At 62.5% G+C, this 12547-nt stretch carries 10 protein-coding genes and 1 pseudogene; 4 read left to right on the forward strand and 7 right to left on the reverse strand.

Annotation, left to right across the window (positions count from 1 at the left end; translation table 11 throughout):
• The first annotated feature begins 7 nt into the window (after positions 1-7).
• The 4 genes and pseudogenes from ACZ9CK_RS07530 to ACZ9CK_RS07545 all read left to right on the forward strand — a co-directional run bounded on the left by ACZ9CK_RS07530 (position 8) and on the right by ACZ9CK_RS07545 (position 4388).
• Positions 8-1189: a lyase family protein gene (locus ACZ9CK_RS07530; protein ID WP_476049644.1), complete on the forward strand. Its 1182-nt coding sequence runs from the start codon at positions 8-10 to the stop codon at positions 1187-1189.
• A complete protein-coding gene (locus tag ACZ9CK_RS07535; protein ID WP_426303183.1) occupies positions 1186-2673 on the forward strand; it encodes an NAD-dependent succinate-semialdehyde dehydrogenase in 1488 nt (495 codons plus the stop codon). The genes ACZ9CK_RS07530 and ACZ9CK_RS07535 overlap by 4 nt, the downstream gene beginning before the upstream one ends.
• A 292-nt stretch (positions 2674-2965) precedes the next feature.
• Positions 2966-3103 (forward strand): annotated as a pseudogene (locus tag ACZ9CK_RS07540) (pyridoxal 5'-phosphate synthase lyase subunit PdxS); the annotation flags it as partial.
• A gap of 400 nt (positions 3104-3503) precedes the next feature.
• Complete coding sequence (locus ACZ9CK_RS07545; protein ID WP_476049645.1) at positions 3504-4388, forward strand: aldo/keto reductase; 885 nt, start codon at positions 3504-3506, stop codon at positions 4386-4388.
• A gap of 678 nt (positions 4389-5066) precedes the next feature.
• Here ACZ9CK_RS07545 and ACZ9CK_RS07550 read toward each other — a convergent pair.
• The 7 genes from ACZ9CK_RS07550 to ACZ9CK_RS07580 form a co-directional block, all read right to left on the reverse strand.
• Positions 5067-5552 carry a substrate-binding domain-containing protein gene (locus ACZ9CK_RS07550; protein WP_476049646.1) on the reverse strand — a complete coding sequence of 162 codons (486 nt, stop codon included), beginning with the start codon at positions 5550-5552 and terminating at the stop codon, positions 5067-5069.
• Positions 5553-6327: 775 nt separating this feature from the next.
• The gene (locus ACZ9CK_RS07555; RefSeq protein ID WP_426303184.1) at positions 6328-7923 is read right to left on the reverse strand and encodes a 4-hydroxyphenylacetate 3-hydroxylase family protein; all 1596 of its coding nucleotides are present in this window, start codon (positions 7921-7923) and stop codon (positions 6328-6330) included.
• 68 nt (positions 7924-7991) lie between these two features.
• Entirely contained in the window at positions 7992-8576 is a 585-nt protein-coding gene (locus tag ACZ9CK_RS07560; RefSeq protein ID WP_476049647.1) for a flavin reductase family protein, read from the reverse strand.
• A gap of 4 nt (positions 8577-8580) precedes the next feature.
• Complete coding sequence (gene catA / locus ACZ9CK_RS07565; RefSeq protein ID WP_476049648.1) at positions 8581-9450, reverse strand: catechol 1,2-dioxygenase; 870 nt, start codon at positions 9448-9450, stop codon at positions 8581-8583.
• A gap of 449 nt (positions 9451-9899) precedes the next feature.
• On the reverse strand, positions 9900-10178 hold the full coding sequence (catC, locus tag ACZ9CK_RS07570; protein WP_426303187.1) for a muconolactone Delta-isomerase: 279 nt from the start codon (positions 10176-10178) through the stop codon (positions 9900-9902).
• Between the two features lie 21 nt (positions 10179-10199).
• Positions 10200-11303: a mandelate racemase/muconate lactonizing enzyme family protein gene (locus ACZ9CK_RS07575; protein ID WP_426303188.1), complete on the reverse strand. Its 1104-nt coding sequence runs from the start codon at positions 11301-11303 to the stop codon at positions 10200-10202.
• The gene (locus ACZ9CK_RS07580; protein WP_426303189.1) at positions 11293-12243 is read right to left on the reverse strand and encodes a LysR substrate-binding domain-containing protein; all 951 of its coding nucleotides are present in this window, start codon (positions 12241-12243) and stop codon (positions 11293-11295) included. Before ACZ9CK_RS07580 ends, ACZ9CK_RS07575 begins: the two co-directional genes overlap by 11 nt.
• Positions 12244-12547 lie beyond the last annotated feature (304 nt).

Genomic DNA, 12547 nt, shown 5'->3' on the forward strand with positions numbered 1-12547 from the left:
GGACGTGATGAAACAGAAATTTACCCCCGGCAGAAGTAGGGTCGAGAAGGATTTGACCGGGGCCGGGGAGATTCCCTCGGATGCTTACTGGGGAATGCACACGCTTCGCGCACTCCAGAACATTCCGGTCACCGGCATCCGGCTCTCGTCGTACCCGGCGCTGGTGAAGGCGCTTGCCCTAGTCAAGCGGGCTGCCGTGCTCGGGAACTCGGACCTTGGCCTGATCAGTGAGGAAAAGAAGGACGCCATCGTCCAGGCCTGCCGAGAGATTGAGCAGGGCCACCTTCTTGACCAGTTCGTCGTCGATGTCATCCAGGGCGGAGCCGGGTCACCCTCGGTCATGAATGTGAACGAGGTGATAGCCAACCGCGCCCTCGAGATTCTTGGCCGCAATCGCGGCGCGTATGAGTTCATCCACCCGCTGTGCGACGTGAGTATGGGGCAGTCCACGACCAAGGTCTATGCCATGGCTGTCCAGATAGCGGCCATCATTAGCGGCCGCGAGCTCCTCCAGGCGATGGCATTTCTCCGCGGGCAACTGGCCCGGAAGGCCCTGGAGTTCGAGGGCGTCGCCACGATCAGCCGAACAGCGGTACAGGATCCGCTACCTATGACGCTGGCGCAGGAGTTCACGATGTACGCGGCTTTGGTGAACGAGGACGAACGAAGCATCCGGGAAGCGCTCGTCCCAGTCCATCAGTTCAGCCTCGGAGAGGCAGCCATTGCGACCGGCGCCAATACACACCAAGAATATGCATTAGCTCATTTGCGGCAGATTACCGGCCTGCCCCTTGAAACAGCCGGCGCTGACCCGGAGGAGTACGAAGACTGCAGTGCCTTCGTACTCGTCTCGGGGGCGCTCAAGCGAACTGCAATCAGGCTCTCAGGAATATGCAGCAACCTTCGGCTACTCTCCTCCAGATCTTGGACGGGGCTGGCGGATATCAATCCCGCCATTCCCGAAGCCGTCAATCAGCTCGCTTTCAAGGTCGTCGGAAACGATCTGACGATGGCGATGGCGGACGAAGGACAGGGGAAATCCAGCGTCTTCAAGCCAATCATCGCGCAGACCCTGCTTGCTAGTCTCGCCTACCTCACGTCCGGCTGCACGACCCTTGCAGAACACTGCATCAGCGGAATCACAGCCAATAATCATGTCCGCCCCCAAACCAAGGAGGAAAGCCGTTGAGTACGACATTCGAGACCGTGACGGAGTTGATCAGTCCGGACGCGGGAAGCGTCCAAGAAGCCGACCGGGTCATTGGTAGCCTGGCCCTCCCCGCGCACGGAATTGCCGTGCATGATCCTGCCACAGGGGAGACGATAGCCCACGTACGGGACGATGACGCGGAAAAGGCTCTGATAGCTGTCAGTGAGGCAGACCGTGCCGGCAACGCCTGGGCCCGGACCACGTCCCGCCAGCGTGCCGACGTGCTCCATGCCTGGTATGGCAAATTGATTGACCACGCAGAGGAGTTCGCTCACCTGATTTCCCGGGAGATGGGCAAACCGCTCGCTGAGGCCCGGGGCGAGGTCAAATACGGGACGGACTTCGTGCGCTGGTACGCGGAGGAATCCGTGCGGCCAGCGGGCAGCTTCCGTGAATCACCCGACGGTGCGGCCAACATTCTGACCCGCCGTTCCCCCGTGGGACTGGCAGTGCTGATTACTCCGTGGAACTTCCCGCTGGCGATGGCGACACGAAAGATTGCCCCCGCTCTTGCGGCTGGGTGCCCGGCAGTGATCAAACCAGCGACCCTTACTCCGCTGACGACGTATTTCGCCGTCAAGCTGGCTGTTGAAGCAGGCGTACCCGAAGACCTGGTGCAGGTCATCAACACCTCAGATTCCAAGGCGTTCAGCGAAGCAGTTCTCAGCGACTCGAGAGTCCGGAAGGTTTCGTTCACCGGATCAACCCCTGTCGGACGTCAGCTGCTGCAGTTGGCCTCGCGAAACGTGCTTCGAAGTTCCATGGAACTGGGCGGAAACGCGCCACTCATTGTCTTCGATGACGCAGACTTGCAGCGTGCCGTCGACGGGACGTTTGCAGCAAAACTCCGAAACGGCGGGCAGTCCTGTATTGGTGCCAACCGAATATATGTTCAGGACGGCATCGCGGATGACTTCGTCGCCGCCCTCGCAGAACGGTTCGAGCAGGTCACTGTCGGAAGCGGGCTTGGCAACGGCACCCTGCTCGGCGCGTTGATCGACAACCGAGCGGTAAACCAGATGAAGGCCTTCACCCGCAATGCCCTCGATCTGGGTGCCGAGCTGGTTACGGGTGGTCACGCATACGCCGCGGCGGGGCACTTCTTCGCTCCGACACTGCTCGACCGGGTCCCGGAAGAATCGGACGTCGCCACATCGGAGATCTTTGGACCGATTGCAGCGATTCAGCGGTTTAGTTCTGAGGCAGAAGTCATTACCCGGGCCAACGCAACAGAGTTCGGTCTGGCGGGCTATCTCTTCACCGAGAATCTGGACCGCGCATTCAACGTCGCCGACAGACTCGAAACGGGAATCGTAGGTATCAATCAGGGAGTGCCATCCAACGCCACCGCCCCGTTCGGAGGCATCAAGCAATCCGGGCTCGGACGCGAAGGCAGCTCCGAAGGACTCGAAGAGTACCAAAACATCCGTTTTTACAACGTCGCCCGGCGGGCCACGCCCTAAGTCCATAGCCGAAATTTCTTCCAGACTTCGGCGATGCGTTTCATGGCCTTCCCCAGATGTCGCAATAGTCGCCAGCCTGACGGGGCCAGCGATAAGGGTGGGAGCAAAATCTAACCTCCACCCATCCCCATCGACAGGGCTAGTGAAGCGCGGCAGAGTTCGTCCTTTGTTGTCTTCGGTCTGGCAAGCAGCGAATATACCGATCCCCGAAATACCGCGGATGCACCGATCAGGACTCGGGCAAACCTGGATAGAAAAGTCATGAATCACCTAGCTAGAAAGAGAGAGCAACATGACAGGTAGCTCGTCCACCCTCCTCACGGGCAGCAGCCGCGTGAAGCGGGACACGGCTGAGATGCTCAAGGGCGCCCTCATCATGGACGTTGTCAACGTCGATCGGGCCCGAATCGACGTTGATGCCGCTGCCATATGGTCGACATCAACGCCGATGAAATCGAACCCCTACCGCTTGGCCGAGAGCGGTTGGTAGGGATATCAGATGATTACCACGATCGAACCAGGGCGATATTTCCACGTCAGGGGGAGCACTCAAGGCCAAATTGATGAAGATCTGAATGCTGCGGTGGCGAGGGCTCGTGCTCATGCTCTCGAAGAAGGCTGGCTGGGCGTTCTCATAACGCGGCACGGACCGGATATCTACACCGTGGCCCTAAGCTCCATGGTCCCGCATGGCGAAACTTTCGAACGCGACGATTGTGTCCCTGCCGACACTGGAGCCGTCTTGTGACATCAGCCCTAGGGACCACACTCGTGCGACTGGCCGGCCCACCTCGTATCGCCACCTCGATTTCAAACTAAAGGTCATGATTATGGAACTTACCCTCAACAATGGCGTCACGATGCCGGCCCTCGGGCTCGGCGTCTTCCAGAGTCCGCCGGAGCAAACGACGGCGGCTGTCGAGGCCGCGCTGGCGGCTGGCTACCGCCACATTGACACCGCGGCCGCATATGACAATGAGCGGGAAGTTGGCGACGGCATAAGGAGGTCCGGCCTCGACCGATCCGATGTGTTCATAGAGACGAAGGTCTGGGTGAGCGATTACGGCTACGAGCAGACCTTGCACGCCTGGGAGAAGGCAACCGCCAAACTCGGCGTCGATTATCTGGACATGCTCATCCTGCACCAGCCCGCCCCGGACCGCTTCGAAAAGACCACCGCCGCATACAAGGCACTTGAGACCCTGCTCGGCGACGGGCGGGTGAGGGCGATCGGCGTTAGCAACTTCATGCCGCACCACCTAGAGCAACTACTCGCGAGGACCGACATCGTCCCGACCGTCAACCAGATCGAACTGCATCCCTACTTCACACAGCCGGCCGTTCAGGCAGCGAATGCAAGAAACGGCATCCTCACCCAGGCATGGTCACCGATCGGTGGCATCACTTTCTACCTTGGGTTTGGAGAGCACCGCAAGAAGAACGTGATGGAAGACCCGGCGATCGCCGCCATAGCCCAAGCCCACGCAAAGAGCCCAGCCCAGGTCATGCTGCGTTGGCACCTGCAACAGGGCCGCTCTGCCATCCCAAAGTCGACCAATCCTGCACGCATTGTGGAGAATTTCGACGTATTCGACTTTGAACTCAGCGCAGACGAACTTGCAAGCATCGATGCGCTCGACCTTGGTGTGCGCAATGGTCCGGACCCGGACGTGGCGCGGCTGGCTAACTTCGCAAGGGTGATTTCCGAGCCTTAGGGCTGGAGCCGTTCCTTAGGGCGCCACTTCAGGGAGGAAATCTTCAGTTCTGCTGGATGGGTTTGCCTGGCCGGGCTGGTCATGTCGTGCACTGCCAGACCAGCAATGGACGGTGGGAGGATCATTAGCGGAGAGAGGCAAGTCGATGCACTTGGTTCCAGGATTTTCGTTCGAAGGCTAAGTCCGTCGTTATTCGACGCCAAATATTCGGATCGCAGCGGCTGCGGCGGTCGACGTTGCCCTGCTTTCGGAGGGGTCGTCGGAGTCAAAGAGAGGGTGTGTGCACATTGTGCACACCTTGTCTGTCGGACTGGGCCGTACATCGGCCGGACTGGCCCGCATTGGGGATGTTTTTGGGGGAGTGGCGGATTCTCAGGGGCTCGAATGCAATTCGAGTCCCACCTCGGGCACAGGCCCTCCGCATGCTACGGCTGGGTTTGTGCGATTCCTCTTTCCGGTTTGTGTCGGGTTGGTCGGGGGTGGCCAACACCTGTTCATGGGTCGGGGGAGCGGGCAACGACATGACTTCGGCGATCTCGCTATGGGGCACCATGGGAGGCGGTCTCAGGGGTGCCCTCAGAGTCGCCTGGGCGCATTCGGCGAGCAAGGTGTGCCCAAGTGGCGGTCTTTTTTGTTACCTAACCACGTCGCATGTTCCTACTGCCGTGGTTATTACAGCTAGGCGACGGGAATTTCGAGGAGGGTCTGGCCGTAGGCTTCGTTGGCCTTTGCGGACGTCAGGAATTCGATGAAGGCGCGCGCTTCAGCGTTCTCGACGGCTTCCAGCGCGAGGGCGGCGGAGAACTCGGTGTATTGCTGCACCTCGGCGGGGAACGGGCCGGCGATTTGGGCTCCTGGGACGAACAGCAGTTCACTGAGCTGCTGGATACCGACATCGGCACGGCCGTCGACGACGGCATTTGCGATGAAGCCCTTTTCGATGATGGTGGCCTTGGCGTTGATCTCGTCGGCGATTCTGAGGCGGTTAAGGAGCTCGGCGAAGTAGATGCCGCTGGCGCCGGTGACTGAGTAGGCAACGGATCTGGCGTTGAGCAGTGTCTGAACGAAAGTGTCCATGGCGGAGATATCTGGGATATCAGCATCGGCTGGTACGGCGAGGCCGATGCCGCTGCGTGTTACGGCGCGGCGAGAGTTCAGGTCCACGAGGTGGCCGAGGCTGTCGAAGGCGCAATGGGAGTATCGGGAGCCATCGGCTTCGTGTTTGGTTCGCTTGACGCTCGGCGTGACTACAAACCTGTGGGGGCGGCCTGTTTGAGCGTTCCGCCGCCATTGTTTGCCGCTGGAAGACTCTCCTCAGGCACCCGGTGCCCTTGCCTCTTCCAACGAGGGAGCGCAGCCGGGGATTGCGCTGCACTCATTCATCAAGAGGGCGTTGACACTGTCAACACGTTTGGCTTCGGATCGGGTCCTACACCGGTCGGGCTGGGCCGTACTCGGGATGTTTTCCGGAGTTCCTTGTGTTTCCGGGGTCCGGAACCCGGTTCGACAGTGAACACCCTGATTCAACCACAAGGTTTCGACACATAGTTACGAGAATTGCCGGCCGTCACGGAACTTGCGCGATTCCCGGGAATATGGGGCCGGCCGCGCGGATGTCTGGTCGGTGAGACGTCTCGTATCCCTAGGGTTTTGGGACGTCCCGGTGTGTAGCGTTGAGGGCGTGGGTTCTTGCGGTGATTGCAACACTTAGCGGATGGGTATACGGGGAGGCCCGGATTCCGGAAACGGAACCCGGGCCACCCGCGCGGGGCTCAGCCCTCCGCAAGGTCCTCGTGCCACCAGCCTTCCCACGCGGACGAGCTCATTCGGCCTTGACTTGTATGCCCTGCGGGAGTCGGACGGCATAGCAGGTCGTATGCAGCGGCCGGGAGCCCGAGTGCGACAGCAGGCAGATGCCGCAGCCGATCGAGAATGAAGGTCACTTCCGGTGGTTCTTGATGAACAGGCTGACGTCCTCGTTGCCGATGAGGTCGGGAACGGTCCAGCCGTCGAGGTCGTACTCTGACATGCACTGCTCGGCGAAGCCCTTCATGGCGTCCGCGGTGCCGTTGGCCTCCGCGCCGAAGAACATCTCGGCCTTGACATTCTCGTGGTTGCCCGAGTAGTTGCGCTCGTAGAGCTCGTGCCGGCCGCCGAACTCGGTGCCGATCGAGTCCCACAGGAGCTTCATGAGCTTCACTCGGTCCACGGCCTCGATGCCGCCCGAGCCGCGCACGTACTTGTCGAGGTAGGGGCGGATCTCGGGGGTCTTGAAGTCGAGTGCACTCGAGTTGAGGTAGATAAGTCCGGAGGCGACGTCCTGTTCGATGATCTCCTTGATCCGCGGGTACCCGATGGCCATGAACATGCGGTAGGCCATGCCGTAGTCGAGCTTGGGCAGCACGGTCCCGTTGGGGCCGGGGTCGGGGTTGTGGACCATGCCGTCGATGAGGGCCCGGAACATGTTGCGCCAGCCGAGCACCTCGCCGACGCGGGTCTGGACACCGCGGAAGTCCTTGGTCCCGGCCATCTCGAGGGCTTTCATGAGCAGGCCTGCGATGAAGTCGAGCTTCGTTGCGAGGCGGATGACGCCTTGGAACGTGAACCGGTTGATGAACCCGGTCTGCGGGAAGAAGTTGTTGACCTTCTCGACGTCACCGTAGGCGAAGACGTTCTCCCAGGGGATGAGGACCTTGTCGAAGACGAAGACGGAGTCGTTCTCGTCGAAGCGGGAGGAGAGCGGGTAGTCGAAGGGTGTTCCCATCACTGCGGCCTGGTGAGAGTACGAAGCGCGGGAGATCAGCTTCACGCCGGGCGCATCCATGGGCACCGTGCAGATGAGCGCGAACTCTTTGCGCTTGATCGGCAGACCGTAGTGGGCGATGAAGTTGTAGTTCGTGATCGCCGAGCCGGTCGCGACGACCTTGGCCCCCGAGACGATGAGGCCCGAGTCGGTTTCCTTCTCGACCTTCATGAACACGTCCCCGACCTGGTCTGGCGGGAGGTGACGGTCCACGGGCGGGTTGATGATCGCGTGGTTCCAGTAGAGGACCTTCTCCTGCGACTCGCGGTACCAGCGCAGGGCGTTGTCCTTGAACGGCTCGTAGAAGTCGGGCATTCCGCCGAGGGTGCCGAGGAACGCGGCCTTGTAGTCGGGCGAGCGTCCGAGCCAGCCGTAGGAGAGGCGGGCCCAGGTCTCGATCGACTCGCGGTCCTTCTTCAGGTCCTCGATGCTGCGGGCGGCTCGGAAGTAGCTCATGGTCTGCCCGCCGGAGCCGGTGTCGGTCGGGGCAAGGAGCTTCTCCTGCAGGCCGGGAGTGTGCAGGGCGTCGTAGAGGCGTGCGGCCATACGGATCGAGTTCCGGAAGGCGGGGTGTGTCGTGACGTCCTTGACACGCTCGCCATAGATCCATACCTCCCGATCGTCTTTGAGCGAATCGATGTACTCGTCGCCGGTCATGGGCCTGGTCGTTGGCTTCGAATTGGACGGCGTTGTGGTGGGTGTAGCCGTGGTCTCGTCGATGAGCTCCATCATGGCTGGTCCTTTCTGGGCATGCAGAGGCGGGTTGGGGATATGAGGGGTCAAAGGAAGATTGAGGATAGTCAGCCGCTGTAGAGCGCTTTGAACGCCCGGGAGCCGGCGAACCAGCCACACTCCGGACCGTCGCCGGAGAGATTCCAGGGCGCCCCGTCGATGAGCTCGCCCATGGACCGGAACTTGCCGCCGTAGAACACGAGCGGCTCCGCGGTGCGGTCGTACTGGAGCGAGACGACTTCGCCGATGACGATGAGGTGATCTCCGCCGTCGTACACGTTCCAAGGGCGGCACTCCAGCGTGCCAGCGTTTCCGCACAGGACGGGGACTCCTCCGTCGAGCGCCCAGTCGGGGCCGCCGTCCATGGGCTTGCCCGCGAAGTGGAGGGCGACGTTGCGTTGGGCGGCGGAGAGGATGTTGATCGCGAACGGCGCGCCGTCGAGGTACTGCGCGGCCTTAGAGCTGCGGGTCAGCGTCACTTGCGCGAGCGGGGGCTCGAGGGAGACGGCCGTGAAGGCATTCACGGTTGAGCCGTGGGGAACGCCGTCAGGAGTGCGGGTCGTGACGACTGTGACGCCCGTGGCGAAGGTGCCGAAGGTGTGCCGGAGTTCGCGGCTGTCGATCGGCGCCGAGATGCTGAGCTGCTCGGTCATTGGCTCAGTCCTCGGGGTCGAGGCGGAAGTCGTACGTGGTCACTCGTCCCCTGCCGTCCTCGCGCTCGTGTACGTCGAGCATGAGCTCGGGCTTGACGGCAGAGGCGATGTCATCGGCGTTGTGCGGGTCTCCGGGGAAGTACAGCTGCGAGGTGATGAGCTGGTGGCCTGGCGCGGAGACCTTGAGGTGGATGTGGGCGGGCCGCCAGGCGTGCCAGCCGGCCGCTGCGATGAGCTGCCCGCATGCGCCGTCGGTGGGGATCTGGTAGGGGGCGGGTTGGACTGTGTTGATCTGGAAACGCCCGTCATCGTCGGCGAGGACGGTCCCGCGGAGGTTCCAGTCGGGCAGACCGGGGGCGAACTGGGAGTAGAAGCCCAGGTCGTCCGCGTGCCAGATCTCGATTTTGGCGTCCTTGAGCGGTTCGCCGTCGATGTTCGTGATCTGGCCTTGGAAGAGCAGCGGCGTCCCTGGCTCATTGTCCCGCATGGGCAGGACAGCGGGGGTCTTCTGTGCGGGCGAGTTCGGCACATAGTAGGGACCTTCGATTGTGCCCTTCGAGCCGTGCCGGTTTGCGTTCGCGACCTCCTCGACCGAGTGCTCGACCCACACGTCGAGGAAGAGCGGCCATTCGCCGTCCTCGCCGACCTTGATGAGCCACGCCTTGAGGGCGTTGTACTCGTCGTAGGTCACCTCTTCTTCGAGGACGGTGTCGTTGACGGCTTTGATGACCCTGCCCGCGAGCCGCGCCACACGCTCCTGGCTCGAGGTTGCGCCGATCGTCTTGTTTGCCCGGAATCTGGCCGTCGCTCCGGCTCCGGCTTCGGCGGCGGTGCCAGTGGATTCGGAGGGGGTGGTGGGGGTTTCAACGCTCATGGTGACTCCTGTGTCGTGTATCACGTTGGGATATGTCTACGTTAGGCCGGTGAATTCTTAGGAGGGAAATACTTATTTCTCTGTGATTGAGACCTTCGGAATATTTATCAATCAACACAGTCCGGCCAGATCTGCCGCTCGGACCAGTGGTTCGTTTCAGGCGCGGGAAGGGTCTCGTGCGCCGCCGCTCCGCCGAGGGAGGCGTCCCTCATCCGCGCCGGGCGGCCAGCGCCGTCAACCGGCTGGAGGAGGCCACCGTAGGGAGGATGGTCGGCCCCGCGGCCGCTCACCCACCCGCGGTGGGTTCCGGATGCTGGTAGGCGCTTCATCGTGCCGGCCCTCGATTCATGGCTTCCATCGATTTTCCTGGGGACATTTCTACGTTAGGTCCCGGCATTGATGTAAGTGAAATACTTATTTGTGCCTGATTGAGACGAGGGAAGTATGAATCATTTAATGTCGGAGGGGTGGTGGGCGAGCGGTGTGACGTGGATGTCCATGTAGGGGAAGAGCGGGAGGGCCGACAGGAGATCGTGCAGTTCGTCGTTGCCGGCGACGTCGAACACCGAATAGTTGGAGTATTCGCCCACCACTCGCCAAAGGTGACGCCAGCGACCGTCGCGCTGGAGGGATTGGGAGTAAGCCTTCTCGCGCTCCTTGATCTCCTCGGCGAGGGCGGGAGACATCTCGGGCGGCAGGTGGACGTCCATCCTGACCATGAACAGCACGGGGTCTCCTTCGAAGTCTTCTTAGGTGTCTTGGCGGTAGTGGGCGAGTTTGCCCTCGTCGATCTCGGCGCCCACGCCGGGGGCCTCGCGGACGCGGATAGCGCCGTCGCGGATCTCGATCGGCTCGGCGATGAGGTCGTCGGCCATGTCCAGGAAGTTCGAGAGCTCCCCGGCCCGGCGCTGGCTGGCCTCGTGCGAGGCGCCGAAGGTGACGGTGGCGAGGCTGCCGATCTGGGTGTCGATCTGGTTGCCCATGGTCACGTCGACGCCCAGGCCGGTGCACAGGGCCAGGATGTCCTGTGCTTGGGTGAAGCCGCTGCGGGCAGTTTTGATGCACACGGCCGTGCAGCCTCCGGAGATGAGCTCGCGGGCGACGTCCCCTGGCGTGGGGACGGACTCGTCGCCCACGATCGGGATGGGCGAGAGCCGAACGAGCCGGCGCCGGCTCAGCGCCTCTCCGGCGTCGCAGGGCTCCTCGAGCATCGACAGGCCCATTTCCTCGGTGCGGCGCAGCACCTCCAGAGCTTCGTTCGCGCTCCAGCCTCGGTTGGCGTCGAGGTAGATCTCGGCCTCCTCGCCCAGGCCCTCCCGAAGGACCCGGACCGCCTCGACGTCGAGGGAGAGCGGGCGGCGGCCGGTCTTGAGCTTAAACGTCGTGACGCCATACTCCTCGCGGAAGCGCAAGGCCTCTTCGAGAAGTTCGGACGCGGGGCGGAAGCCGAGCATGTGCGAGACCCGCATCTGTTCGGAGTAGCCGCCCAGGAGCTTGTGCACCGGGACGCCGAGGGACTTGCCGACCAGGTCCCACAGGGCGATGTCCACTGCGCCCTTGGCCGTGGGGTTGTTCACGGTCCGCGACATGACCCGCTGGGCTTTCTCCCGGTCGAGTGGGTCCAGGCCGATCAGCTGCGGGGCGAAGATCTCGCTTAGGACCGAGACGATCGAGGCCTGCGTCTCCCCATAGGTGTAGGGACGGGGCGGAGTGTCCGCGATGCCGACCAGTCCGTCATCGGTGTGGATCCGGACCAGGACGTGATCAGCCGCATGCACTTCCCCGCTGGCGAAGCGCAGGGGGTGCGCGTACGGGATGGAGTACGGGATCGCTTCGATGCGCTCAATCTTCATTGGCGGCTTCCTTTGAGTGCGAGGGGCGGAGGACTGCGACTGGTCGCCCGCCGTGTCGGGCATGAGGTTCGGGGACGGTGTCGAAGAGGTCGAGGAAGCGGCGCACAAGCTGCGTCTCGCTGCCTACGCGCCACGCGACGGCGAGATCGACGAGTGGCGCGTTCCGGATCGGGCGAAAGACGATGCCTTGGAACGTGAACATGTGAGATGTCATGGGGACGAGGGCGACGCCCATGCCTGCCGCGACGAGCGAGAGGAGCGTGGAAGTTTCCGCTGCTTCCTGCACGACGTTCGGGGTGAATCCCTCGTTCCGGCAGGCCTCTCGGAAGATGCGGGTGACCACCGAGTCTGTCGGGTAGCCGACGAAGGCCTCGTCAGCGAGCTCTGCGAGATCGATCTGGGCGTGCTCCGCCCACGGGGATGCAGCGGGGAGCGCCGCGACCAGTCGATCCTGTTCGAGGAAGGCAAGCGCGATCTCTGGCGAGTTCACAGGCGGGCGGAGGACGGCGACGTCGAGCCTGCCCTCCTCGAGGTCTGCCACCATCTGCGGGGTGAGCATCTCGCCATGAACGGTGAGCTTGAGGCCCGGGAGCTCGCGGCGGACGTTCTGGACGAGGGGCGGCAGGAGGCGGTAGGTCGCGGAACCCGACAGTCCGATGCGCACGACCCCCGCCGCGCCGGCCCCGACTTGGGCCACATCGGACTCGAGTTCTTCGAGGTCCTGGAGGATGCGCCGACCTCTGTCGAGCAGGAGCTCGCCGGCCGGCGTGAGCTCGACCTTGCGCGTGGTGCGCTGGAAGAGCGGCGTGCCCAGCTGCTCCTCGAGCTGCTTGATCTGCTGGGACAGCGGCGGCTGGGCCATGTGAAGGCGCTGAGCGGCTCGGCCGAAATGCTTCTCCTCCGCCACTGCGATGAAATAACGCAGGTACCTCGTCTCCATCGGAGCCTCCTCGGATGCCGATCCCGGCTCGCGCACGCCGCCGCCGATGGTTCAAGAGTAGGCAGGAAGGTTGAGTAAGGAGAAATATCCAATTCGCTCGGATTGAGACGTCAATCATATCAATTCGCGACGCGCCAGGACCCCGTCAGGCCTCGTACCCGACGCCTCCGGCAGCAAAAGCCTGTGCCGACCTTACGGATTTGAGGCGCTGAGGTTATGAACTTTTTCTATTCCGGCAGCTCCGAGCCGTCAGGATCCCTGAATCCGCAGGCTCATTTGTCCTGCCAAGGGTCGTGTGGGCATT

Source organism: Arthrobacter sp. TE26545 (genome assembly GCF_056279005.1).

Coding starts and splice junctions, on each gene's coding strand:
- ACZ9CK_RS07560 (WP_476049647.1), bottom strand. CDS start 8,576: ATGACCGAGCAGCTCAGCATCTCGGCGCCGATCGACAGCCGCGAACTC.
- ACZ9CK_RS07545 (WP_476049645.1), top strand. CDS start 3,504: ATGGAACTTACCCTCAACAATGGCGTCACGATGCCGGCCCTCGGGCTC.
- ACZ9CK_RS07555 (WP_426303184.1), bottom strand. CDS start 7,923: ATGATGGAGCTCATCGACGAGACCACGGCTACACCCACCACAACGCCG.
- catA (WP_476049648.1), bottom strand. CDS start 9,450: ATGAGCGTTGAAACCCCCACCACCCCCTCCGAATCCACTGGCACCGCC.
- ACZ9CK_RS07575 (WP_426303188.1), bottom strand. CDS start 11,303: ATGAAGATTGAGCGCATCGAAGCGATCCCGTACTCCATCCCGTACGCG.
- ACZ9CK_RS07580 (WP_426303189.1), bottom strand. CDS start 12,243: ATGGAGACGAGGTACCTGCGTTATTTCATCGCAGTGGCGGAGGAGAAG.
- ACZ9CK_RS07530 (WP_476049644.1), top strand. CDS start 8: ATGAAACAGAAATTTACCCCCGGCAGAAGTAGGGTCGAGAAGGATTTG.